Source organism: Streptomyces sp. JLSY215 (assembly GCF_059682825.1).
This window is the reverse complement of sequence record NZ_CM185022.1, coordinates 4,206,638-4,229,389: the sequence shown is the minus strand read 5'-3', so window position 1 is coordinate 4,229,389 and position 22,752 is coordinate 4,206,638. Positions and strand designations below refer to the sequence as shown.

22 protein-coding genes and 1 riboswitch are annotated in these 22,752 nt (G+C 72.5%); of the genes, 9 read left to right on the top strand and 13 right to left on the bottom strand.

What is annotated here, in order from left to right; all coding sequences use genetic code 11:
• Window positions 1-25: 25 nt before the first annotated feature.
• Window positions 26-622, bottom strand: coding sequence for an NADPH-dependent FMN reductase (locus AC5677_RS18880; RefSeq protein ID WP_497196183.1), 597 nt, complete (start codon window positions 620-622; stop codon window positions 26-28).
• Between the two features lie 190 nt (window positions 623-812).
• Between AC5677_RS18880 and AC5677_RS18875 the strand changes: the two genes are divergently transcribed.
• Window positions 813-1,571 carry a TetR/AcrR family transcriptional regulator gene (locus tag AC5677_RS18875; protein ID WP_497196182.1) on the top strand — a complete coding sequence of 253 codons (759 nt, stop codon included), beginning with the start codon at window positions 813-815 and terminating at the stop codon, window positions 1,569-1,571.
• Window positions 1,572-1,590: 19 nt separating this feature from the next.
• Here the strand turns inward: AC5677_RS18875 and AC5677_RS18870 are convergent, their stop codons facing one another.
• Complete coding sequence (locus AC5677_RS18870) at window positions 1,591-2,781, bottom strand: cobalt-precorrin-5B (C(1))-methyltransferase (protein WP_497196181.1); 1,191 nt, start codon at window positions 2,779-2,781, stop codon at window positions 1,591-1,593.
• 17 nt (window positions 2,782-2,798) lie between these two features.
• Here AC5677_RS18870 and AC5677_RS18865 point away from each other — a divergent pair, with 17 nt between their 5' ends.
• Entirely contained in the window at window positions 2,799-3,560 is a 762-nt protein-coding gene (locus AC5677_RS18865; protein WP_497196180.1) for a cobalt-precorrin-6A reductase, read from the top strand.
• A 195-nt stretch (window positions 3,561-3,755) separates the two neighbouring features.
• Entirely contained in the window at window positions 3,756-4,313 is a 558-nt protein-coding gene (locus AC5677_RS18860; protein ID WP_497196179.1) for a CchlQ, read from the top strand.
• Window positions 4,314-4,458: 145 nt separating this feature from the next.
• On the opposite strand, the gene AC5677_RS18855 is transcribed toward AC5677_RS18860, so the two are convergent.
• From AC5677_RS18855 to cobG, 3 genes are read right to left on the bottom strand one after another with little or no spacing between them, the layout of a single operon-like run.
• The gene (locus AC5677_RS18855) at window positions 4,459-6,027 is read right to left on the bottom strand and encodes a precorrin-2 C(20)-methyltransferase (RefSeq protein ID WP_497196677.1); all 1,569 of its coding nucleotides are present in this window, start codon (window positions 6,025-6,027) and stop codon (window positions 4,459-4,461) included.
• Window positions 6,024-6,656 carry a precorrin-8X methylmutase gene (locus AC5677_RS18850; RefSeq protein WP_497196676.1) on the bottom strand — a complete coding sequence of 211 codons (633 nt, stop codon included), beginning with the start codon at window positions 6,654-6,656 and terminating at the stop codon, window positions 6,024-6,026. Before AC5677_RS18850 ends, AC5677_RS18855 begins: the two co-directional genes overlap by 4 nt.
• Before the next feature lie 2 nt (window positions 6,657-6,658).
• On the bottom strand, window positions 6,659-8,050 hold the full coding sequence (cobG, locus tag AC5677_RS18845; protein WP_497196178.1) for a precorrin-3B synthase: 1,392 nt from the start codon (window positions 8,048-8,050) through the stop codon (window positions 6,659-6,661).
• 140 nt (window positions 8,051-8,190) lie between these two features.
• A riboswitch (cobalamin riboswitch) is annotated at window positions 8,191-8,280 on the top strand.
• A gap of 56 nt (window positions 8,281-8,336) precedes the next feature.
• On the opposite strand from cobG, the gene cobN reads away from it, so the two are divergent.
• Entirely contained in the window at window positions 8,337-11,978 is a 3,642-nt protein-coding gene (cobN, locus tag AC5677_RS18840) for a cobaltochelatase subunit CobN (RefSeq protein ID WP_497196177.1), read from the top strand.
• 626 nt (window positions 11,979-12,604) lie between these two features.
• Here the strand turns inward: cobN and AC5677_RS18835 are convergent.
• The 3 genes from AC5677_RS18835 to AC5677_RS18825 form a co-directional block, all read right to left on the bottom strand.
• Window positions 12,605-13,135: a hypothetical protein gene (locus AC5677_RS18835; protein ID WP_497196176.1), complete on the bottom strand. Its 531-nt coding sequence runs from the start codon at window positions 13,133-13,135 to the stop codon at window positions 12,605-12,607.
• Window positions 13,136-13,197: 62 nt separating this feature from the next.
• The gene (locus AC5677_RS18830; protein WP_497196175.1) at window positions 13,198-14,421 is read right to left on the bottom strand and encodes an MFS transporter; all 1,224 of its coding nucleotides are present in this window, start codon (window positions 14,419-14,421) and stop codon (window positions 13,198-13,200) included.
• Window positions 14,422-14,586: 165 nt separating this feature from the next.
• Window positions 14,587-15,330: a DUF4097 family beta strand repeat-containing protein gene (locus AC5677_RS18825; RefSeq protein ID WP_497196174.1), complete on the bottom strand. Its 744-nt coding sequence runs from the start codon at window positions 15,328-15,330 to the stop codon at window positions 14,587-14,589.
• 232 nt (window positions 15,331-15,562) lie between these two features.
• On the opposite strand from AC5677_RS18825, the gene AC5677_RS18820 reads away from it, so the two are divergent.
• Both AC5677_RS18820 and AC5677_RS18815 read left to right on the top strand, forming a co-directional pair.
• Window positions 15,563-15,835 carry a DUF1876 domain-containing protein gene (locus AC5677_RS18820; protein ID WP_497196173.1) on the top strand — a complete coding sequence of 91 codons (273 nt, stop codon included), beginning with the start codon at window positions 15,563-15,565 and terminating at the stop codon, window positions 15,833-15,835.
• Between the two features lie 131 nt (window positions 15,836-15,966).
• Window positions 15,967-16,455: a VanZ family protein gene (locus AC5677_RS18815; protein WP_497196172.1), complete on the top strand. Its 489-nt coding sequence runs from the start codon at window positions 15,967-15,969 to the stop codon at window positions 16,453-16,455.
• Between the two features lie 34 nt (window positions 16,456-16,489).
• Here AC5677_RS18815 and AC5677_RS18810 read toward each other — a convergent pair whose 3' ends face one another.
• Entirely contained in the window at window positions 16,490-17,260 is a 771-nt protein-coding gene (locus AC5677_RS18810; RefSeq protein ID WP_497196171.1) for a hypothetical protein, read from the bottom strand.
• Between the two features lie 301 nt (window positions 17,261-17,561).
• On the opposite strand from AC5677_RS18810, the gene AC5677_RS18805 reads away from it, so the two are divergent.
• The 3 genes from AC5677_RS18805 to AC5677_RS18795 all read left to right on the top strand — a co-directional run bounded on the left by AC5677_RS18805 (window position 17,562) and on the right by AC5677_RS18795 (window position 19,190).
• Entirely contained in the window at window positions 17,562-18,404 is an 843-nt protein-coding gene (locus AC5677_RS18805; protein ID WP_497196170.1) for a helix-turn-helix domain-containing protein, read from the top strand.
• Window positions 18,386-18,598, top strand: a complete 213-nt coding sequence (locus tag AC5677_RS18800; RefSeq protein WP_497196169.1) for a DUF397 domain-containing protein — start codon at window positions 18,386-18,388, stop codon at window positions 18,596-18,598. Before AC5677_RS18805 ends, AC5677_RS18800 begins: the two co-directional genes overlap by 19 nt.
• A gap of 70 nt (window positions 18,599-18,668) precedes the next feature.
• A complete protein-coding gene (locus AC5677_RS18795) occupies window positions 18,669-19,190 on the top strand; it encodes an SMI1/KNR4 family protein (protein WP_497196168.1) in 522 nt (173 codons plus the stop codon).
• Between the two features lie 104 nt (window positions 19,191-19,294).
• Here AC5677_RS18795 and AC5677_RS18790 read toward each other — a convergent pair whose 3' ends face one another.
• From AC5677_RS18790 to AC5677_RS18775, 4 genes are all read right to left on the bottom strand, one after another.
• Window positions 19,295-20,629: an LCP family protein gene (locus AC5677_RS18790; RefSeq protein ID WP_497196675.1), complete on the bottom strand. Its 1,335-nt coding sequence runs from the start codon at window positions 20,627-20,629 to the stop codon at window positions 19,295-19,297.
• Between the two features lie 255 nt (window positions 20,630-20,884).
• Window positions 20,885-21,133: a hypothetical protein gene (locus AC5677_RS18785; RefSeq protein ID WP_497196167.1), complete on the bottom strand. Its 249-nt coding sequence runs from the start codon at window positions 21,131-21,133 to the stop codon at window positions 20,885-20,887.
• Window positions 21,134-21,297: 164 nt separating this feature from the next.
• Window positions 21,298-22,263 (bottom strand): M56 family metallopeptidase, encoded by a 966-nt coding sequence (locus AC5677_RS18780; protein WP_497196166.1) that lies wholly within the window; start codon window positions 22,261-22,263, stop codon window positions 21,298-21,300.
• 3 nt (window positions 22,264-22,266) lie between these two features.
• Window positions 22,267-22,695 carry a BlaI/MecI/CopY family transcriptional regulator gene (locus AC5677_RS18775; RefSeq protein ID WP_497196165.1) on the bottom strand — a complete coding sequence of 143 codons (429 nt, stop codon included), beginning with the start codon at window positions 22,693-22,695 and terminating at the stop codon, window positions 22,267-22,269.
• Window positions 22,696-22,752 lie beyond the last annotated feature (57 nt).

The window sequence follows — 22,752 nt, the reverse complement described above, 5'->3', positions numbered from 1 at the left end:
CTCCCTCGGAAGCCCTGGTGCCGCGTCAGGCGGCGTACGGGCGGACGGTCCTGGCGTCCCGCAGCGCCTGGGCCCACCAGGCGAGCTGGTCGAGCATGGCCTTGGCCGCGGTGTCGCTCTCCGCGTCCTTCATCGCGTGCGCCTCGTCGAACAGGCCCCAGGCGTGGTGGAGGCTGACCGTGTTGCGGATGGTGGTGGCGTTCAACTCGGCCATGACGAGCCGGAGTTGCTCGACCGCGCGCAGGCCGCCCGAGATGCCGCCGTAGGAGACGAAGCCGATCGGCTTGGCGTGCCACTGCTCGTTGTGCCAGTCGATGAGGTTCTTCAGGGGCGCCGGGAAGCTGTGGTTGTACTCCGGCGTGACGAATACGAACGCGTCGGCCGCGGCCAGGCGCGGCGAGACGGCGGCGAGGGCCTCCTCGGTGCCGGGCGCGGCCGGTTGGCCGAAGGCCGGGAGGACGGTGGGCAGCGGGGTCTCGGCCAGGTCGACGACGTCGACGCTCATGTCGTCGCGCTGTGCGAGGTGGCCCTTGATCCACTGGGTGACGACGGGCGCGAAGCGGCCCTCCCGGGTGCTGCCGACGACGACCGCGATGTGGAGCTGCTGCGGCTGCTTGCTCATGGAAATCCCCCTGCTGTGTAGGACGTCGGCCGTGTAGGACGTCGGCTGTGCACGTCGCCCGTCGCGCACGACGTCTGTCGTGTACGACGTATCGAGACGCGTACAACGTACACGTCGATGTGTACGCCGTCTACTAGAGATACGCTGTACACGAACGGTCGGCCGAAGACCGGCCGGAGAGGAGCCCCACGTGGCAGCCCAGAAGAAGAGCGACGGCGCGGATCAGCCCGTGCTGTGGGAGCGCCTGGAACGCCCCACCGCCGCGCCCCGCGCCGCACTGACGCCCCGGAAGATCGCCGCGGTGGCGGTGCGGGTCGCCGATGCCGAGGGCTTCGCCGCCGTCACCATGCGCCGCCTCGCCACCGAGCTGGGCGTCGCGCCGATGGCCGCGTACCGCCATGTCTCGGGCAAGGACGACCTGTGGGCGCTGATGGTCGACCAGGTCATGACCGAACTCGCCGTCCCCGACGAGGTGACCGGCTGGCGCGACGTCCTGCGCGCCTACGCGCTGGGCAACCGCGCCATGATGCTGCGCCACCCCTGGCTGGCCCAGCTGCCCACGCCGCACTTCGTGCTGACGCCGAACCGGATGGCGGCCGCGGAACGCCAGCTGGCCGCGCTCGACGCGCACGGTCTGGACACCGACACGATCATGGCCGCCTTCCGCGCGGTCAACGCCTATGTGCACGGCGCAACGCGGTCCGAGGTGGCGCTGCGCGAGTACATGGAGGACAACGGCTGGGGCAGCGGCGACGAGACGCGCCGCGCGCTCGCGCCCCAGATGACCTATCTGATGGAGACCGGCCGCTACCCGACCTACCGGCGCTACACCGTCGGGGCCGCGCGCAAGGACGACGCCGCCTGGCAGTTCGAGACGGGGCTCGACTACGTGCTCGACGGCATCGCGGTCCGGCTCGGCGACAACGTCAGGCCCCAGGACAGGCCCTAGCCGGGTGTGGAGTCCAGGGCTAGGACCTGTCCGAGCCGCCCGGCCCCCGTGGCTCCGCCCGCCCCACCACCATCCCCGCCCGGTCGATGCAGATGACGTCGACGGCCACCGGGGCGCCGCGCAGCACGGTCAGCGCCTCGTCCCGCGCGGTGGCCGCCACCAGGTCACCCAGCGGCACCCCCGCCGCCTCGCACAGCCGCAGCGCGGCGAGCCCCGTATTGGCCTCGGCGACGGCGCCCGCCAGCTCCTCCCCGGCGCCGCCCCGCCGCGCCAGCTCGGCCAGAAAACCCTTGTCCACCTGCGAACGCGCCGAATGCAGATCCAGATGCCCGGCCGCCAGCTTCGACAGCTTGGCGAAGCCGCCGCAGATCGTGAGCCGTTCGACGGGATGCCGCCGGATGTACTTCAGCACCGCCCCCGCGAAGTCCCCCATGTCCAGCAGCGCGTCCTCGGGCAGCTGGTGCAGGGCGACCACGGTCTTCTCCGACGTCGACCCCGTACACCCCGCCACATGCCGCCGTCCCGCCGCACGCGCCACATCCACCCCGCGCCGGATGGAGTCGATCCAGGCCGAGCAGGAGTACGGAACGACGATCCCGGTGGTGCCCAGGATGGACAGCCCGCCGAGGATCCCCAGCCGGGGATTCCATGTACTGCGGGCGATCTCCTCCCCGTGATCGACCGAGATCTCGACCTCGACATCGGCCGACGCCCCCGCGCCCCCGTAGCGTTCGGCCACCGCCGCCAGATGCTCCCGCATCATCTGCCGCGGTACGGGATTGATCGCGGGCTCGCCGACGTCCAGGGGCAGGCCGGGACGGGTGACCGTCCCCACGCCCGGCCCGGCCCGGAACACCACGCCGGAGCCGGGTGCCAGCCTCCGCACCCGCGCCCGTACCAGCGCCCCGTGCGTCACATCGGGATCGTCCCCGGCGTCCTTCACCACCCCGGCCATGGCACCGGTCCGGTCCGGCGCCAGTTCCTCCACCGCCAGGGCGAAGGACGGCGTCTGCCCCTTCGGCAGCGTGATCGTCACCGGATCCGGGAACTCGCCGCTCAGCAGGGCCGTGTACGCGGCCGTGCTCGCCGCCGTCGCACACGCCCCGGTCGTCCACCCGGGCCGCAGCCCGGTGTGCGCGAGCTGGGCGGCGCGCCCGCCGCTCCCCTGGCCCGTCCCCGTCGCCGTACCCTTCGCTTGCGCGTCACCCACGGAGGAAATCACCGCTCATGCACGACGACCGCCCCGCCCACGTCCTGATCCTCGGCGGTACGACCGAGGCCCGCCGCCTCGCCGGAATACTCGCGGCGGAGCCGGGCCTGCGCGTGACGACCTCGCTCGCCGGCCGGGTCGCCGCGCCCCGGCTGCCCGCCGGGGAGGTACGCATCGGAGGGTTCGGCGGCCCCGCGGGCCTCGCCCGCTGGCTGCGCGAGCACGCGGTGGACGCGCTCATCGACGCCACCCATCCTTTCGCCGGCACGATCAGTCACAACGCGGCCCAGGCGGCCGCCACCGCCCATGTTCCCCTGCTGGCCCTCCGCCGGCCCGGCTGGGTCCCCGGCCCGGACGACACCTGGCACCCGGTCGACTCCCTGCCCGAGGCCGCCGCCCTCCTCCCCACCCTCCCCGGCACCCGCATCTTCCTCACCACTGGCCGTATGGGCCTCACCCACTTCGCCCACCTCACCGACCTCTGGTTCCTCGTGCGCTCCGTGGACGCCCCCGAGCCCCCGCACCCGCCCCGGATGCACACCCTGCTCGACCGCGGCCCCTTCACCCTGGACGGCGAACGGCAACTGCTGCGCGACCACCGCATCGACGTCCTGGTGACCAAGGACAGCGGTGCCACGGCCACCGCCGCCAAGCTGACGGCGGCCCGGGAGGCGGGTGTGCCGGTGGTGGTCGTACGGCGGCCTCCGGCCCCGGCGGGGGTGCCCGAAGCGCCGGACCCGGCGGCCGCGGCGGACTGGGTGCGCAGGCTCTTCGGCTGATCCCTGCACCCTTCAACTCCCGCTTCTGGCGGACAATTTGATCGCAACGGGGCGGTGCCGGTGCCTCTCGGGGACGACTCCGGACCGGCCGAACCGAACCGACCGCAGGACAGGCGTGGTTGAGCGATACTGCCTGACGCGGTGACGCGGTACTGCCTGGCGTGGTGACGCGGGGGACACGGTGAAGGGGGAAGCGTGGACTGGGGCACCCTCGTCGCGACGGTGAGCGGCGGCTTGATGGCGATCTCCGGCACCGTCCTGGCGGATCGCCTCCGTCACCGCCACGAGACCGACCGCAGCAGCGAGGCGCGGCGCCGGGCGGTGTACATCGAGTTCATCACCGCCGCCGGGGAGTGCCACGCGCGCCTGCGCCGCCTCGCCCAGGACCCGGACGCCGAGACCGACCTCGACGCCGCCGCCCGTGCGGCGCTGAACGAGGCCGCGATCCATGAGGTGCGGGAGCGGCTGTACATCGACGCGACGGCCGCCATCGCCGGCGCCGGGCAGGAGATGTTCGAGCGCCTGCGTGCGCTTCAGCGGGCGGTCGCCGCGGGCGCCCGGCACACCTCACCCGCCTTTCACGAGGCCTATCACCCCTACCTCTCGGCCGTCTGGGCCTACCGCGTGGCGGTCCGCACGGAACTGGAGGGTGAGGCCCTGACGCCCGGGGTGTTCGGTTGGGGCGAATGGGACGGCACGGACCGCTGCACGCTGTGCCGCGAGCCCTTGAGCGCCGCACCGGCGTCGGGCTGACCGAGGTCGGAGGCGGACCGGCTGCGGGGCCTTTCCGTCGCCCCTGAGCTCGCCCGCCCCAAACCGGCGATCCGAGCCGCCCGGCAAGTAGCGCGCCGAGCGCCCCGCGGCCCCCGCCCCAACCCGGCGGGGGCCGCGGTAGTCGCTATGCCTCCGGATACCTCCGGGGTGTCCACACCACGTCCTTGTTCGTGCCGTCCTCGCGTCGTACGGCCTGTGTCTGGGACGAGCCGATGAGCAGGATGGTGCGCATGTCGACCTGGGCGGGGTCGAGGTCGGCGAGGCGGACGGTACGGACGGACTCCTCGGGGCCGCCGACGTCGCGGCCGAGGACGACCGGGGTGTCGGGGGCGCGGTGTTCCAGGAGGAGTTCGCGGGCCTTGGCGACCTGCCAGGTGCGGCTGCGGGAGCCGGGGTTGTAGAGGGCCAGGACCAGGTCGGCGGCCACCGCGGAGCGCAGGCGGTCGGCGATGACTTCCCAGGGCTTGAGGCGGTCGGAGAGGGAGATGACCGCGTAGTCGTGGCCGAGGGGGGCGCCGGCGCGGGCCGCGGCGGCGTTGGCGGCGGTGACGCCGGGCAGGACGCGTACGGGGATGGCGCGGTACGGCTTCTCACACGCCACCTCCAGGACGGCCGTGGCCATGGCGAAGATGCCGGGGTCACCACCGGAGACGACGGCCACCCGGCGGCCGCGGCGGGCCAGATCCAGGGCGAGTTCGGCGCGTTCGGACTCGACCTTGTTGTCGGAGGCGTGGCGGCGCTGGCCGGGGCGGGACGGGACCCGGTTGAGGTAGGTGGTGTAGCCGACGAGGTCGTCGGCGGCGGCGAGGGCGCCGCGCGACTCCGGAGTCAGCCAGAGGGGGCCTGCCGGGCCGGTGCCCACCACGACGACTTCGCCGACGGCGGGGGAAGTCGGGTCGGCCGGGTCGGCAGCCTCGGCCGGGTCGGCCGCGGCCGGCGGGTTCGCGATGCGGCTGGGGACGACGGCGACGGAGAAGTAGGGGACCGTGTCGGAGTCGATGGCCGACAGGGCGTCGGTGCGTTCGCCGGACATGGTGGCCCGCTCGACGTAACACGCCTCCGCCATCCGGCCCGAGCGCTCCATGGCGCGGCGGACGGTCGGGAAGGTGCGGCCGAGCTTCATGACGACGGCCGCGTCGGTGGCGGTCAGGCGGGCCGTCAGCTCCTCCTCGGGGAGCGTGCCGGGCAGGATCGTCAGGACCTCGTCGGCCTCGGCGAGCGGCTTGCCCAGGCGCGCCGCGGCGGCGCTGATCGAGGTGACGCCGGGGATCACCTCGGTCGGGTAGCGGTCGGCCAGCCGCTTGTGCATGTGCTGGTAGGAGCCGTAGAAGAGCGGGTCGCCCTCGGAGATGACGGCGACCGTGCGCCCGGCGTCCAGGTGGGCGGCGAGGCGCGCCGCCGCCGCCTCGTAGAACTCGTCGAGCGCGCCCCGGTAGCCGCCGGGGTGGTCCGTCGACTCGGTGGTCACCGGGTAGACCAGCGCCTCTTCGATGTGGTCGGGGCGGAGGTGCTCGGCGGCGATGGAACGCGCGATGGACCGTCCGTGCCGGGCGCTGTGATACGCCACCACATCGGCTTCGGCGATGACCTGTACGGCCCGTACGGTCATCAGCGACGGGTCGCCGGGGCCCAGCCCCACCCCGTACAGACGGCCGGTGTCACGGGCGTTGGCCTGCTGCTCGCTCACGCTTATTCTTCCTCGCTCGCTATGGCGTTGATGGCGGCCGCGGTCATGGCGCTGCCGCCGCGCCGCCCGCGCACCACGATGTGGTCCAGCTCCGACGGGTGGGCGATCAGCGCGTCCTTGGACTCGGCCGCGCCGATGAAGCCGACGGGTATCCCGATGACGGCGGCCGGGCGGGGCGCGCCCTCCTCGATCATCTCCAGGAGGCGGAAGAGGGAGGTGGGGGCATTGCCGATCGCGATCACCGCGCCCGCCATGCGGTCGCGCCACAGCTCCATGGCGGCGGCGCTGCGGGTGGTGCCCATCCGGGCGGCCAGGTCCGGGACGGAAGGGTCGGCGAGGGTGCAGACGACGTCGTTGTCCGCGGGGAGCCGCTTACGGGTCACGCCGCTGGCCACCATGTTGGCGTCGCACAGGATCGGCGCGCCGGCGCGGAGCGCGGCGCGGGCGCTCGCCACCACCCCGGGGGTGTAGGCGAGATCGCGTACGAGGTCGACCATGCCGCAGGCGTGAATCATCCGAACCGCCACCTGGCTGACATCGGCGGGCAGCCCCGCGAGGTCCGCCTCGGCGCGGATGGTGGCGAAGGACTGGCGGTAGATCTCCGCGCCGTCCTTCTCGTAGTCGAATACGGTCACGGTCACGGTGCCTTCGGGGTGGTGGGGACGGGGGAAAACCGGGCGGGTGGGGCGGGAGAAGAGGGGCCGGGTGGGATGGGAGACGAGGGGCCGGTGTCCACCGGGCTCACGACGGACGCCCGGTAGCCGTCCGCGGCGGTGGCGCCGGCCAGGACGTCGATCCACGGACCGCCCTGCGGATGCCCGCAGCGGCGTTCGCAGCCCGACCAGTGGACGGGGAGACCGGCACCGGCACCGGGGGCGGTGCCGGTGGTGACGGCGTGTACGGCGTCGGCGCGGACATCGGTACGGGACTTGGCACAGCCGGGCAGGCCGGTGCAGGCGCCGATCCGGTACCAGGGGGAGTCGGGGGTGGTGACCAGCCCGGCGGCGGCCAGTTCCCGCAGGCGGGGAGCGGCGGCCGCGGCCGGCAGGCCGGGGACGATGACGCCGCGCCAGGGGGTGAGGCGGAGTTCGCCGGATCCGTGCTGGGCGGCGACGGCGGTCAGCAGGCGCCACTGGTCGACGGTGAGGCGGCCGAGCGGAGCCAGGACGGAGAGGGCGCGGCGGCCGTCGGGGCCGTCGATGATGCCGGGGGCGGGGGTTTCACGTGAAACATGCGCCGAGCCGCCGTACGGCTCCACCCCGCGCACCCCGATCCCGGCGCCCCGCAGCCACTCCGCCACCTCACGCGCCGTCAGCGCATGCCCGGCCGGCAGCTCCCGCACCCGCCAGGCACCGGACCCGCTCGCCTCCGCCGCCGCGAGGAACGCCTCCGCCGCGGCCAGCGCGGCCCGCGGCGCATCCGCCCCGGCGACCCGCACCGCGTCCGGATCGTCCCCGACCCGCAGCAGCGCCCCGTCCCGGCCTTCCCCGGCGGGGCCCCGCTCTGCGACCAACCTCACATCGCCGCCCAACCCGGCGACATCTCCCCGTCCGTCGTCCAGGACGAACAGAAAGCGGCCGGAAAGTGCCGGTGCGGTGCTGCTCGCGCACAGCAGCGCATCCAGTCGCCGGGCCCACAACCGCACGTCAGACGGGGTGTGTGGGTCGATTCCGGCGAGCGGGGAGGCGAGGATGTTGCGGATGCGTTCGTGCTCTGCGGAGGGGAGCAGCCCGGCGTCGCTGAGCAGCCCGGCGAGTTCGCCGCCGCTGCCGTCCGGCAGACCGCGCAGCTCGACGTTTCCCCGCGACGTCAGGGACAGCCGGCCGTCGCCGAGCCGGTCCGCGGCGTCCCCCAGCGCCGCTGCCTGATGTGCCGTCACATCGCCGGCGGGCAGCCGTACTCGGGCCAGCTTCCCGTCCGCCGCGGAGTGCAGCCGCAGCGCTCCCGGGCAGGCGTCACCGCGGTCCCGTACGGGCGCTTCGGCCCCTGAGGGGCGCGATGTGGGGGAGGGCGGCATGGCGGCGAGCATACCCACGACGGTGCGCCCCGGATCCGGGGCGCCGGGGCCTTCCGGCAGCGCGTTCGGATGCGCTCTCCCGCGCCCGCGGCGTAGCCCTTACTATGCAGGTCGGCGGGTCGGCTGACCCGCCGGACGCCACGACGGCGCCGGGCCCCAGGGCCCGAGGGAGGAAGCCCGGTGAGAATCCGGCGCGGTCCCGCCACTGTGAACCCGGTTCCCGCCGGGTGAGCCAGGAACTCCCGCCGTCCATACGACCACCCGGGGCGCGGACACCCCGAGGAAGGCCTGCGCTCGCATGCTGCATTCGTCCGGGGAGTCCTCCCCGCAGCCCCGCATCCTGCTGCTGTCGACCTCCGACACCGACCTGCTCAGCGCCCGCGCTGCCACCGGTCCGGTGCCGTTCCGGCTCGCCAACCCCGCCCGCCTCGACCTCGACGGGCTGCCCGCGCTCCTGGAGGGCACCGACCTCGTCGTCGTCCGCCTCCTGGGCGGCATCCGCGCCTGGCAGGAGGGCCTGGACCTGCTGCTCGCCGAGGACCAGCACCGGCCGGTGGTCGTCCTCACCGGTGAACAGGCGCCCGACGCCCAGCTCATGGAGCAGTCCACGGTCCCCGTGGGCATCGCGGCCGAGGCGCACGCCTACCTGGCGCACGGCGGCCCGGCCAACCTCGGCCAGCTCGCCCGCTTCCTCGCCGACACGGTGCTGCTTACCGGCCACGGCTTCGAGCCGCCCGCCGCCGCCCCCACCTGGGGCCCGCTGGAGCGTGCGGCCCGTACGGACGTGACCGGTCCGACCGTCGCCGTGCTCTACTACCGCGCCCACCACATGAGCGGCAACACCGGCTTCGTGGCCACTCTGTGCGAGCAGATCGAGGAGGCGGGCGGCCGCCCCCTCCCGCTCTTCGTCGCCTCCCTCCGTGCGCCCGAAGCCGAGCTGATCCAGGCGCTGCGCGCCGCCGACGCCATCGTCACCACCGTCCTCGCCGCGGGCGGCACCAAGCCCGCCGAGGCCTCGGCCGGCGGCGACGACGAGTCCTGGGACGCGGGCGCGCTCGCCGCCCTGGACGTGCCGATCCTCCAGGCGCTGTGCCTGACCGGCTCGCGCGCCGCCTGGGAGGAGAACGACGAGGGCGTGTCCCCGCTGGACGCCGCCTCGCAGATCGCCGTCCCTGAGTTCGACGGGCGCCTGATCACCGTTCCGTTCTCCTTCAAGGAGGTCGACGAGGACGGCCTCCCGGTGTACGTCGCCGACCCCGAGCGCGCCGCGCGCGTCGCCGGTATCGCCGTACGCCACGCCCGGCTGCGCCACATCCCGGCCGCCGAGAAGCGCCTGGCCCTCGTCCTCTCCGCCTACCCCACCAAGCACTCCCGCATCGGCAACGCCGTCGGCCTGGACACCCCGGCCAGCGCCGTCGCCCTGCTGCGCCGTCTGCGGGCGGAGGGCTATGACTTCGGCACCGAAGAGGTCCCGGGGCTCGCGTCCGGTGACGGCGACGAGCTGATCTACGCCCTCATCGAGGCCGGCGGCCACGACCAGGAGTGGCTCACCGAGGAGCAGCTGGCCCGCAACCCGGTCCGTATCCCGGCCGCGGACTACCGGCGCTGGTACGCCACGCTCCCGCAGGAACTCCGGGAGTCGGTGGAGGAGCACTGGGGGCCGCCGCCGGGCGAGATGTTCGTCGACCGGACGCACAACCCCGACGGCGACATCGTCCTGGCCGCCCTGCGCCGCGGCAATCTCCTCATCCTCATCCAGCCGCCGCGCGGCTTCGGCGAGAACCCGATCGCGATCTACCACGACCCCGATCTGCCGCCCTCGCACCACTACTTGGCGGCCTACCGCTGGATCGCGGCCGCCGCCGACGACGGCGGTTTTGGCGCCGACGCCATGGTCCACCTGGGCAAGCACGGCAACCTGGAATGGCTGCCGGGCAAGAACGCCGGCCTGTCCGCCGCCTGCGGTCCCGACGCCGCCCTCGGCGACCTCCCCCTCGTCTACCCCTTCCTGGTCAACGACCCCGGCGAGGGCACCCAGGCCAAGCGCCGGGTGCACGCCACCCTCGTCGACCACCTCGTGCCGCCGATGGCCCGCGCCGAGTCGTACGGCGACATCGCCCGCCTGGAGCAGCTCCTCGACGAGTACGCCGCGATCTCCTCCATGGACCCGGCCAAGCTCCCCGCCATCCGCGCCCAGATCTGGACGCTCATCCAGGCCGCCAAGCTCGACCACGACCTCGGCCTGGAGGCCCGCCCCGACGACGAGGGCTTCGACGACTTCCTCCTGCACGTCGACGGCTGGCTGTGCGAGGTCAAGGACGCCCAGATCCGCGACGGTCTGCACGTCCTGGGCGGCGCCCCCACCGGCGAGGCCCGCGTCAACCTCGTCCTCGCGATCCTCCGCGCCCGTCAGATCTGGGGCGGCACCTCGGCGCTGCCCGGTCTGCGCGAGGCGCTCGGCCTGGACGAGTCCGCCGCGACCCGTACGACGGCCGACCAGGCCGAGGAGGCGGCGCGCGCCCTGGTGCAGGCGATGGAGGACGCCGGCTGGGACCCGGAGGCGGTGACGTCCGTGGCCGCCGCCCACAACGAGCAGGTCCGGGCCGTCCTCGACTTCGCCGCCCGCCAGGTGGTCCCCCGGCTCTCCGCCACCACCGACGAACTCGACCACGCCGTCCACGCGCTGAACGGCGGCTTCGTCCCGGCCGGCCCGTCCGGCTCGCCGCTGCGCGGGCTGGTCAACGTCCTGCCGACCGGCCGGAATTTCTACTCCGTCGACCCCAAGGCCGTCCCCTCCCGGCTCGCCTGGGAGACCGGCCAGGCGCTCGCCGACTCCCTCCTGGAGCGCTACCGCACCGACAACGGCGACTGGCCGCAGTCCGTCGGCCTGTCCCTGTGGGGCACCAGCGCGATGCGCACCAGCGGCGACGACGTCGCCGAGGCCCTGGCGCTCCTCGGCGTCCGGCCCGTCTGGGACGACGCCTCCCGCCGCGTGACGGGCCTCGAACCCATCCCGCTCGCCGAGCTGGGCCGCCCCCGCATCGACGTCACCCTGCGCATCTCCGGTTTCTTCCGCGACGCCTTCCCGCACGTCATCGGCCTCCTGGACGACGCCGTACGGCTCGCCGCCGGGCTGGACGAGCCCGCCGCCGACAACTTCATCCGCGCCCATGCGCAGGCCGACCTCGCCGCCCACGGCGACGAACGCCGCGCCACCACCCGTATCTTCGGCTCCCGTCCGGGAACGTACGGCGCGGGCCTGCTCCAGCTGATCGACTCCCGCGACTGGCGCACCGACGCCGACCTCGCCGAGGTCTACACCGTCTGGGGCGGCTATGCGTACGGCCGCGGCCTGGAGGGCCGCCCGGCCCGCGACGAGATGGAAACCGCCTACAAGCGCATCGCCGTCGCCGCGAAGAACACCGACACCCGCGAACACGACATCGCCGACTCCGACGACTACTTCCAGTACCACGGCGGCATGGTCGCCACCGTCAAGGCGCTCAAGGGCAAGGCCCCCGAGGCCTACATCGGCGACTCCACCCGCCCCGAGACGGTCCGCACCCGCTCGCTGGTCGAGGAGACCTCCCGCGTCTTCCGCGCCCGCGTGGTCAACCCCCGCTGGATCGAGGCGATGCGCCGCCACGGCTACAAGGGCGCCTTCGAACTGGCCGCGACCGTCGACTACCTCTTCGGCTACGACGCCACCACCGGAGTCGTCGCCGACTGGATGTACGACAAGCTCGCCCAGACCTACGTCCTCGACGCCGAGAACCGTGCCTTCCTCCAGGACGCCAACCCCTGGGCCCTGCACGGCATCGCCGAACGCCTCCTGGAGGCCGAGTCCCGCGGCATGTGGGAGAAGCCGGACGCCGAGACGCTGGCCGCGCTGCGGGATGTCTTCCTGGAGACGGAGGGCGAGCTGGAGGGCGAGGACTGAGCGATCGGCGGGCCTCCGGGCCCGCTGGTTGTCCCGCGGGCGGCGGCCGCGCCGCCCGCGGTGGCGCAGCCCTTCTACATCCGCCCTTCTGCTTCCGCCCCTTTTGGCTCCGCCCCATTTGGGTCCGTCCATTTACTTCCGCCCTTTTGCTCCATTCGGGTGAATGACTCACCCTGGAAGGGCAGGCAGCGCGACGACGGTGCCGCCCTCGGCCGGTCACCTCGGCCGGCGGGAACTCTCCTCGGGGGTCGCGCGGACAAGAGTGAGGTGGAGTCCATGCAAGCGCGACGTATGCGACGTCCCTTCGCCGTAGCGGCAGCCGGAGTCATGCTGGCGGGCGGCGCGACGATCGGCACGGCGAGCGCTGCCACAGCGGCCCCCGCGCCCTCGACCACCAGCATCTCGACGGTCCACCACTACCGGTGCACCTGGGTCGGGGGGCACTGGAACCGGGTCTGGTTCAGGGGCCACGGCAACATTCACCACGGCGATCACGGCCGAGGCCATGGGCACTGGGTGAAGGTGTGGGTCAGGGGCCACTGGAGCCCCCCGCACTGCAATCTCCGCTAGGGCATGTCCTGGCGGAGGTCCTTGGGGTCTGCCGGTAGCCCAGGAGTTACGGGGCCTTACGGCGCCGGATCCGGGTCGGTGAAGTAGGCGGACGGCTCGTCGGACATTCCGTCGTCGGTCGACAGCTGCATGCCGTACCGCACGGGCTGCTGCGGATAGAGGTACCGCAGCGCGGCGTCCGTGGCCTTGAAGTCACCTTCCGCGTCGACGAGGTGGAGCTCTTGGCCGTGCCGGAGCGGTGCGCCCTCCAGTACCGCCGGAACCGCCTCCTCGAAGCCCGCCCAGTCGATGGTCACTTCACGGCGCGTCCCGCCCTCCTCGTCCGCGTCCCGGATGAACCGGCGCAGATCGACGTGGCCGGTGCGCCGGCCGTTCTCGATCAGCCACAGATCGGCGCTCTCGCCGTCGAAATGCACATCTATCCAGCCCTGGCGCTCCTCTGGGTCCGGGCCGTCGATGTACATGTCCTGCAACAGCGCGCGGATGTGCGCGCGCTGTGCGTAGACGAAGAACAGACTCCACTCGGTCTGCCCGGAGTACGACTTCTCCAGGACATAGGCGCTCCGGCCCCGCGGCTCATCGCTCATGCCTGCCACCATGCCAGGTGCCACTGACAAAGCGGCCCAACGTCCCCTCCCCCAGGGGCTGTTCATCCCTGGCTGCGCTCCGGCCACTCGCGCCCGCAGGCCCGGTGCAGCCCCACGGCCACGGCCATGAGGGCCGCGGTCAGCCCGCCCAGCGTCATGACCGCCGACGGCGACGCGCGGTCCACCACCGCGCCCCCGGCCAGCGCGCCGAGCGACAGGGTCGCCTGGAACGACGCGGTGAAGAGCACCGAGGCGGCCTCCGGCGAGCGGGGCGCGGACCGGGCGAACCACGTCTGGGACGCGACGGGCACGGCGCCGTACGCGATCCCCCAGACGACCAGCAGCGCGACCGCCCCCGCCGCCCCCCGTCCGCAGACCGGAAGCAGCAGGGTCGCACCGGACACCGCGCACGCGGCCAGGGCGAACGTGGCACGCGGGTAGCGGGCGACGGCCGCGCCGCCGAGGAAATTGCCGAGGATGCCCGCGGCTCCGTAGACCAGCAGGAAGACGGTGATCCCACCCGGGCCGACCCGGGTGACCTGCCGGAGGAACGGCGTCACGTAGGTGTACGCGCCGAAGTGGGCCAGCACGATCAGAAAGGTCGTGAGCAGCGCGAAGCGGGTGTGGACGCCGCGGAGCAGGGCGCGCAGCGCCGTGAGGCGGGTGGGCCGGACGGCGGGGAGGGCGGGGACCAGCAGCATCAGCATGACGGCGACCGCCGTGGTGAGCACCCCCATGGCGAGGAATGCCGTCCGCCAGCCGGCGAGGTCGCCGAGGAAGGTGCCGGCGGGGACGCCGAGTACGGAGCCCAGGGGGACGGCGGAGAAGATCACCGCGGTGGCCCGGCCGGCCGACTCCGGGCGGACGAGGCGGTCGGCCAGGCCGACGCCGATGGACCAGAAGCCGCCGATGGTGATCCCGACCAGGACGCGGGAGAGCAGGACGAGCCCGTAGAGCGGGGCGGCCGCGGCGAGGAAGTTGGCCAGCGCCAGGAGCAGGGTGAGGGCGCAGAGCATCAGGCGGCGGTCGAAGCGGGCGGTGGCGACGGTGACGGTGGGGGCGGCGACCGCGGCCAGGACCCCGGGGAGGGTCATCATCAGGCCGGCCGTGCCGTCCGAGATGCGGAAGTCGGCGGCGATGGCCGTCAGCAGGCCGATCGGCAGGATCTCGGTGGTGACGATGGAGAAGATGCCCAGGGTGATGGCGGTGACGGCGAGCCAGGAGAGGAGGGGGCTGCGGGCGGCGGAAGCGCCCGTGGGCGCGGCGACGGTGGGTGCGGCAGGCATGGCGGTGTCCCGGTGAGCGGTGGTGGGGAAGCGGTGCTCACCAGTCCAGCAGAGGCGCGGGACGCGGTCCGGCAGGTTTCCGACCTGGTAGTGGGCGGGGCGGTGGAGCGGCCCCGCCCACTGCCGGAAAACCGCCGGGGGCCTGCCGGCGGGGCCGAACGTGACCTACCGCGACCGGAGTTGCGTGGCGTCGATCGACCCGTTGCTGGTGGTCAGGTCCAGCCGGAAGCGGCCCGACGGGTCGTTGGCGACGGCGATATGGGTGTCGCCGTTGTCGGTGCGGGCGGTGACGCGGTAGCGGTCCTTGGGCACCCGCACCGTGATGGCACCGTTGGACGTCTCCGCCCGGATGCTCTGCGGCGTGCTGGGCGCGAGGTCGATCTCCCCGTTGGAGGTCCGGGCCGTGATGCCCTGGCCCGACAGGCCGCGGCCGGTGATCTCGCCATTGGTGGTCCGTACCTCGGCCGGGCCCGCGACGCCGTCCAGGTCGATGTCGCCGGAGCTGGTGGTCACCGCCACCTTGCCCACCTTGGTCAGACGCACCGCACCGTTGGAGGTCTCCCCGCTCACCGGGAGGCCCGCGGGCAGCTCGACGGTGTAGGTGACCGAGCAGCGCGCGCCGCAGCCGCCGAGCACCAGGACGCCGTCCTCCACCTTGTGCGTGGGCCCCTCGGGCCGCTTGTCGCCGTGGTACCTGACCGAGCGGTGGACGGACACCATGCCGCCGCCCTTGCCGCCGCGCAGCGTGACCCCGCCCGAGCCGGTGTCCAGCCGTACGGCCGTGACCTTCTGCGACACCACGGCGTCGTCGGTGAAGGTCTCCCCGGGGAGCAGCCCGCAGGCGCTGAGGGCGCCCGCGCCGAGAGCGGCCAGCGCGGCGGTCCCGGCGAACCGGACTCGGAGGTGCATGAAATCCCCTGGTGGTGTCGGGAGTTGGCGGTCGGACGGCCGGGCGCGGTGGTGCGCGCCCCGCTCGCCGAGGCTAGGCCGCGCGCGGCGGCCGGGCCCATGGGGTAATCCCCCCGAACCGGGGTGCGGCGGGCCCCATGTGCGGTCGCCGCGCGCCGGTGCGACGATTTTGTTGAGGAGTGTGGTGGGGGGCGGGGCAAGCGTTGCTCGGGGGCGTACGAGGAGGCTTCCGGTGACCGAGAACAAGATGTGGGACGCGGAGATCAACATCACCGAATCCGGCAGCGAGGTCAGGGCCGAGGCCCGGCTGCGCGGCAAAGAAGGCGGGCAGATGGTCGGCCAGGGCACGGCACGCCGTAACCCGGCGGACGAGGACGTCCCCGCCATCGGCGACGAACTGTCGGCGGCGCGGGCGCTGTCGGACCTCAGCCAGCAGCTGTTGCAGCGGGCCGCGCACGACATCGAGGTGCACACCGCCAAGCCGGTGGAGCGGCTGCGTTCCTGAGCGGGGAGCGCGTGCGGGACCAGGGTGTGGCGGTGCGGAAGGGCGTGGCGGAGCGGGAGTTCATGGATTTTTCATAGCGGCATCGTGTGCATGCATGGCATGACGTGCCATGTGCGGCGTACGTTTTCCGTATGCCCTCCACAACGCACGGCGCCGTGATGGCGGCGCTCACCCTGCTCCTCGTCGTTGCCGCGGTCGCGGCGTACCGCCCGGTCGCGCGGAGAACGGGCTGGTCCGCACGGGCCACGCTGGGGGTGCTGCTGGCGGTGGCGGTGTGCCTGGGGATCACGCTCCCCGATCAGATCGTCGCCGGGACGGCCGGGCGGCTCGGCGCCTGCGTGGCCGGGGAATCGGTCCGCACGCTGACGGGCGGCTTCGCGCACAACGCGGTCAATGTCGTGCTCTGGATCCCGATGGGGCTGTTGGGCACCCTGGCGTCGCGCCGGCCGCTTGCCGTGACGCTCGCGGGATCGGGCACCTGGGTACTCGTCGAGCTGCTCCAGGCGCTGGACCCCGTACGGTCCTGCCAGCCGGTCGACTGGGCGAACAACACCGCGGGGGTCGCGATCGGGGCCCTGGCGGGATGGCTGGCCGTCCGGGCCCGCCGCGAAGCGCCCTGAATTTCCTTGACGCAAGGCGCTTTCCGCCGGGGGGTCAGGGGCCGGTGGTCGTGCCGGCCGTGCTGCCGCAACTGTCGCAGCCGCTCGTGGTCGGCTGTGTGGCGCCCTGGTCGGGGGGTGTGGTGGTCGCGGTGGTGTTGGCTGTGGTGTCGGTCGGCTGTGTGACGCCCTGATCCGGGGGCGTTGCGGCTGTGGTGGTGTTGGCTCCCGTGGGTCCGGTCAGCTGTGCGGGGCCCTGGTCCGGGGGTGCCGACGTCGTGGTCGTCGTGGTCGTGGGCGACTGCGTCGGGGTGGACGTCTCATCGGCTCCGGCGGCCATCGTCATGACCGTCAGGTTCACCATGGCCGCCATGCCCATGGAATTGTCGGTATTGACTTTCTTCCCCGACGGGTGCTGATTCATCTCGTCGATATACCCCGCTATCAGCCCCTGCCGCATTCCTTTGGCGTAGGCACTGTCTCCCGCGAATGTGGGAGGAGATCCTTTCAGGTGCTGCTGGTAATCGGCATACGCTTTCTTCGCGCCTATCGGCTTTCCTTCGTCGAAGCCCTTTTGGTACGTGCTCCAGTCGAAGGGCTTGGGCGGGGGCGCTTGCTGCCTGGCGTCGTGCTGGATGTTCGGGGCGGCCGTCGCCTCGTGTGCGGAGGTCGGGGCGGTATGCGCCAGGGCCGGGCCGGCGCCTCCCAGGAGCGCGCCCGTCGCCATCACGGCGACCGCGCCGAGCCTGGTCGCCCGCTGGATCCCGCGGGGGCGAGCGCTTTTGCTGAACATTTCAAACACCGGTCTCGTTTTCCCCTGCTTCACCTTGCGAGATTACGTCGGAAACTCGGCGCGGGGAGGGGTCGGACGGCCCAATGATGGGGGCCATGCCGGGTGGTCGTGTCCGGTGCGGCGATGGAATCGTCGAGTATTCAATATTCCGCGCCGGGGCGGCTGCGGTTCGCGACCCGCCGCGCCTGCCGCCTGCCGCCCGGCCGCTGGTGTGGGGTTCTGTGGGCATTTGGTGCCGCTCCCGTCCACCGTTTCCCGGCGTGGCGCTCCGGACGCCAACTACCGTGAGTGTTCCGGCCATTACAGGAATGGGCCGGCTGCGGAGGAGGGCACCATGCCGCCGAGAAGGGCCGTCACGGGACGGAGCAAGGAGCCGCGGCGTCGGTTCGCGGAGGAGCTGCGATTACTGCGGAGGGAGAAGGGCGAGAGCCTGCGGAGGCTCGGCGAGGTGGTCGGCTGGGACCCGTCGCTGTTCGGGAAGATGGAAAGCGGGCAGACCCTGGGGGGCCCGGAGGTGGTGGAGGCGCTGGCCCACCACTACGGGACGGGGGGATGGCTGCTGACGCTCTGGGAGTTGGCGCTCGGGGATCCGACGCAGTTCAAGGAGCAGTACCGGCGGTACATGGCTCTGGAACAGGAGGCGTTGAGCCTGTGGCAGTACTCCGTGAGTGCGCCGCCGGGCCTGCTTCAGACGGCCGGGTACGCGCGCGAGGCGATCGCGTCGGGCGGCGCCAAGGGCGGGCAGCTGGACCAGCAGGTCGAGGCGCGCATAGGGCGACGGAAGCTGCTGGAGGGGGACGATGCTCCGCCGTTCCGCGTCATCCTCTCTGAGGCGGTGCTGCGTACGTCGCTCCGGGACGCACGCGAGTGGCGGGAACAGCTGGAGTGTCTGGCGGAGGCGGCGGAGCGCCCGAATGTCACGCTCCACGTTATGCCGTTCAGTGCAGGTCCCCATGGCGTGATGAGCACCGACGTGATGTTCCTGCGACTACTGGACGGAAGTACCGTGGCGTACGTCGAGAACGACTTGCGCGGCGAACTGATCGAGGAAAACAGCAGGGTTGAACGTTTGCAACGTACCTATGATGCGGTGCGTGACCTGGCTCTGTCCCCGGTCGAGTCGCGGAAGTTCATCATGCGAACGTTGGAGGAAGTGCCGTGCGATCTGTCGACCTGAGCAACGTGGCGTGGCGTAAGAGCAGCTACAGCAACACGGACGGTGGCAACTGCATCGAGGTCTCCGACAACCTCCCCGCCCTCGTCCCCGTACGGGACAGCAAGGACCCCCACGGCCCCGCGCTCGTCTTCGAGTCGGCTGCCTGGGCGTCCTTCGTCACCGCCGTGAAGGTCGGGGAGCTGACCGGCGCCTGACGCCGAACCGGCCCCAACGGCACGGCCCCGCCCGAGGCGGGGCCGTGCCGCATGTATGGAGGACTTAGTGGTGACAACGCTTTCCGAAATCACCGCCCTGTTGGGCGAACCCCGGTTCAACTGGTCGGATCCGGCTCCATGGACCGAACTGGAGCGGGAACTCGGTGTCGAATTTCCGGCGGACTTCCGCGAGATCGTGGATGCCTACGGCTCGATCGAGATCAACAAGCAGCTGTATCTGAAGCACCCCGCCGGCCACCTTCTCCACAATCTGGGAAAGGACATCAGGGGAGATCTCGAGCTCTGGCGCGACGAGGACATGGTGGAGTACCTGCCGAGTCCGGTGGGGGCGAACCCAGGGGAACTGATACCGGTGGCGACGGCCACGACGGGCGAGGCGGTTTTCCTGTGCATTCCCGACGACGCCTCGTCGTCCTGGCGCGTCGTGGTCCAGGAGTTCGACAGTCCGGCCTGGACTCTTTACGAGATGACGTTCGGTGCGTGGTTTCTGGCTTATCTCCAGGGCAGGGACGTGACGTTGTGTTCTCGCAACTGGGCGCCGGACGGCCCGTACTACGAATTCCTGCCCTGAGGAAAGGGAACGCGGTGGTATCTCCCTCACGTCACCCGGGCTGGGGACGCGAGGGGGATACCACCGCGCGGAGAATCGCGAGAATTACCCGTGCACGGCGCGTTCTAGGACTGCCCGACCGCTTTCGCGAAGTCCGGCCCCACCGTCAGGGTCACCTCGCCCGGTGTCGCCTCGGCGGACTCGTCGGTCTTCGTGCCGCGCAGATGACCGGAGAGGACCTCGGCCTGGGTCTTGAGCGCGGCGGGGTAGGTGATCGTGGTCTTGTCCGTGGCGGGGGCGTTGCCGGTGCCGGTGACCGTGAAGCCGAGCTTGCGGAGCTGTTCGGCGGCGGTGGCGGCCTGGCCCGAGGTGCCCGTGCCGTTGAGGACGCGGACCCGTACGGAGTGGGCGGTCACCGGGTTCTTGGCGGCCTCGGCGAGCTTCTTCTTGCCGGCGGCGCCGAGCTCGCGGTCGTGGGCGATATCGCTGAACAGCTGGGTGGCCTGCGGGTACTGCCAGACCACATTGGCGTTGTCGGTGGGGACATCGGCCTCGCGGTAGTAGTTCGGCACGGTCACGAACGTGAGGCGGTCGCTGGGGATGTCCTTGACCGTCGAGGCGAGGCTGGTGAGCTCGTCGAGGTTGTCCAGGCCCTTGTCGGCTTTGAGGGACTTGGTGGCCGCGTCGAGGAAGTCGTAGAGAGCGCCGGGGCTGGTCAGCTTCTCCTGGGCCTTCTTGCCCAGCGCCTTCATGAATTCCTGCTGGCGGCCGATGCGGCCGAGGTCGGTGCCGTCGCCGACGCTGTAGCGGGTACGGACGTAACCGAGCGCCTTCTCGTCCCGTACGGTCTGGCAGCCCGCGTCCAGGTCGAGATGGGCCTTCTTGTCGTGGATGGCGTGCTTGGGGCAGACCTCGATGCCGTCCAGGGCGTTGACCATGCCCTTGAAGCCCTGGAAGTCGATCGAGGCGAAGTTGTCGATCCGCAGCCCGGTGTTCTGCTCGATGGTTTTGATGCTGCACGCGGCGGCCTTGCCGACGCTGCCGGTGTCACCGCCGATGGAGAACGCCTCGTTGATCTTGAAGCTGTGCGGCGTGGACTTCGTGCCGTTGCCGCGGGTGCAGGAGGGGATCGGCACCCAGGAGTCGCGGGGGAAGGACAGCGCGGTGGCCCATTTACGGTTGGCGGCGATGTGCAGCACCAGCAGCGTGTCCGACTGCATGGTGGTCAGGCCCTTGCCGTACTTGGCGTTGGCGCCCGCGCGGCTGTCGGAGCCGACCAGCAGGATGTTCTTGGAGCCGGGGCTGAGGTTGGCGGGCCGGTCGCCGTCGATGTTGATGTCCGAGCCCTGGATGTTGCCGTCCAGCTTGATGTACGCCCAGACGCCGACACCGGCCGTGCCGAGCAGCACGACGCCGACCACGCCGCCGGTCCAGGCGAGGATCCGGCCGCGGCGGGTCATGCGGACCTTGCCGGACCGGCGGGAGCCGGCGGCGGGAGCGCCCTTTCCGGCGCGGCGGGATCTGCCGGCGGCGCGGCGGGAGGCGGGTGCGTCTGCCGACGCGGAAGCGCCGGAGGTGCCGGATCCGGCGTCGGACTGCCGGACCTCCCTCAGCTGCTGGGTCTGCCTGTCATCCACGCCGGTGGCCCTTCTGGTCCTTCAGGTGTATCGCATGGGGGGTGCGGGAGGTGTGGGAGGTGAGGAGGGAGCGGGGTGTCAGATTCCGGTGCTGGGGAGCAGCCGTACGGAATCCGGGTCGTAGTGCAGCCACCGCGGAGGCGTGCCGCCGGGAACGGTGCGCAGTCGGCACCACTCCTGGCCCGCCTCGTCCGTCCACCAGCCGCTGATCCGGCCCAACTGCCAGCTGCCGTCGGGATGGTGGACCTCCACGGGCTGATAGACCCATCGCACCTCCCCGTCCGGAGGCGGGCTGTCCCAGGTCAGGAGTCCGCACCTCGTCGCCATCTCCCCCTCCGGCCGCGCCTGTCGCGCATCTGTGGGACGCAAGACTACCGACAGTATCTACAGCGCTGTAGAAGCTGATCGAGAAGCCGGCCGGTGTGCGGTGGATCACAGCACGGGCCGGGCGGCCCGGACGTACGGGGGAGTTACTTGGGCTAAGTGTGCACTCACAGCGGCGTTGCCGCCTTGAGAACGACGAACAGGGCTACCGACGCGTTCAGTGCGGAGACCGCGGAGGCGGCCGTGCCCGCGGCGGCGACGAGGGCGGCCAGACCCGCCGGGGTCAGCGCGGGCGGCCAGCTGCGGGCCGGCGGTACGGGCGCCAGCAGCGCGGCCACCCGGCGCGGCACCGGCCCCGGTTCGGGCGCCGCGAAGTGCGCCAGCTCCGGGTACGGCGCCGCGCGGGCGATCAGCGCCGCCTTGCCCACGGCGCGGGCCGTCAGCCGCCGGTCGCCGACCGCCCGCGCGGCCTCCTCGTCGGCCCAGCGCTCGGTGCTGAAGGCGACCGCCGACCGCAGCGGCAGCAGCAGCGGGTTGACGCAGCCGGCGAGGCGCACGAGCAGGAGGTAGCGGTGGTGGCGGCAGCTCAGATGGGCCCGCTCGTGGGCGAACAGGGCGCGCCGCTCGTCGTCGTCCAGGCTGCGCAGCATGCCCCGGGAGACCGCGATCCGGCCGGGCCTGCCGGGGCGGCCGGGCCACCCGGGGGCGCCGGGCACCGCGTAGGCGTACGGCTCGTCGTCCGGCAGTACCGCGGTGTCCGAGCCGCCCGGCAGCACGTCCAGCGCGCGGTGGGTGCGGGCGCGGATCCGGCGGTGGCGGCGCAGCGCGGTGGCGCAGGAGATCAGGGCGGCGGCCAGCAGGGGGATCGCGGCGGCGCCGGCCACCTCGGCGTACGGCACCGCGGCCCGTACCTGCGGGTCGGACCAGCCGTCGGGCAAGGGGTTGCCGGGCAGTTGGGCCGTCCCGACGACCATCAGCAGCCCCAGGCACAGCGTGCTGCACAGGCCGAGCACGGCGGCGAGCAGCGTCAGCAGGCGGGTGCTGCCGCGCGGATGGAGATGCTGCTCCGCGAGACGGGCGATCGGCAGTGCGGTGAGCGGCAGCACGAGCGGCAGAAAGACGAAGACGCCCACCGGTCAGCCTCCGCGCGCTTCGGGGTCCGCGCCGGTGGCCGGGTCGTCGCCGGTCGCGCGGTCGAGGAGGGTGCGCAGCAGCTGCTCGTCGTGGGCGGAGAGCGCGGAGACGAAGCTGGTCAGGACGGCGTCCCGGTCGGGTTCGCCGTCCAGGACGCGGCGCATCCGCAGCGCGGCCAGCCCCGCCTCGTCGGCGGCCGGGGTCCAGGCGTAGGCGCGGCCGGACCGTTCGCGGGTGACGGCGCCCTTGGCGTGCAGCCGGGACAGGATCGTCATCACCGTGGTGTAGGCCAGGTCGTCGCCGAGGCGTTCCTGGACCCAGGCGGCGGTGGCGGGGCCGGGCGCGTGGTGCAGCGCGGCCAGGACCTGGGCCTCCAGCTGTCCCTGTCCGCGCCGGTGGGAGCGCTCCTTGCCGAAGGGCTTGCCGCCCATGCCGTCGCCTCCCATTGCGTCAGGTGTCCCGCCGGACGGGACGTCGGGGCATCTTAC

What these genes read in the sequence shown, in the direction of transcription:
- AC5677_RS18880 (WP_497196183.1), bottom strand. Translation starts at nt 622, where the DNA reads ATGAGCAAGCAGCCGCAGCAGCTCCACATCGCGGTCGTCGTCGGCAGC.
- AC5677_RS18865 (WP_497196180.1), top strand. Translation starts at nt 2,799, where the DNA reads ATGCACGACGACCGCCCCGCCCACGTCCTGATCCTCGGCGGTACGACC.
- cobG (WP_497196178.1), bottom strand. Translation starts at nt 8,050, where the DNA reads ATGCTCGCCGCCATGCCGCCCTCCCCCACATCGCGCCCCTCAGGGGCC.
- cobN (WP_497196177.1), top strand. Translation starts at nt 8,337, where the DNA reads ATGCTGCATTCGTCCGGGGAGTCCTCCCCGCAGCCCCGCATCCTGCTG.
- AC5677_RS18835 (WP_497196176.1), bottom strand. Translation starts at nt 13,135, where the DNA reads ATGAGCGATGAGCCGCGGGGCCGGAGCGCCTATGTCCTGGAGAAGTCG.
- AC5677_RS18830 (WP_497196175.1), bottom strand. Translation starts at nt 14,421, where the DNA reads ATGCCTGCCGCACCCACCGTCGCCGCGCCCACGGGCGCTTCCGCCGCC.
- AC5677_RS18825 (WP_497196174.1), bottom strand. Translation starts at nt 15,330, where the DNA reads ATGCACCTCCGAGTCCGGTTCGCCGGGACCGCCGCGCTGGCCGCTCTC.
- AC5677_RS18815 (WP_497196172.1), top strand. Translation starts at nt 15,967, where the DNA reads ATGCCCTCCACAACGCACGGCGCCGTGATGGCGGCGCTCACCCTGCTC.
- AC5677_RS18805 (WP_497196170.1), top strand. Translation starts at nt 17,562, where the DNA reads ATGCCGCCGAGAAGGGCCGTCACGGGACGGAGCAAGGAGCCGCGGCGT.
- AC5677_RS18790 (WP_497196675.1), bottom strand. Translation starts at nt 20,629, where the DNA reads ATGACCCGCCGCGGCCGGATCCTCGCCTGGACCGGCGGCGTGGTCGGC.
- AC5677_RS18785 (WP_497196167.1), bottom strand. Translation starts at nt 21,133, where the DNA reads ATGGCGACGAGGTGCGGACTCCTGACCTGGGACAGCCCGCCTCCGGAC.
- AC5677_RS18775 (WP_497196165.1), bottom strand. Translation starts at nt 22,695, where the DNA reads ATGGGCGGCAAGCCCTTCGGCAAGGAGCGCTCCCACCGGCGCGGACAG.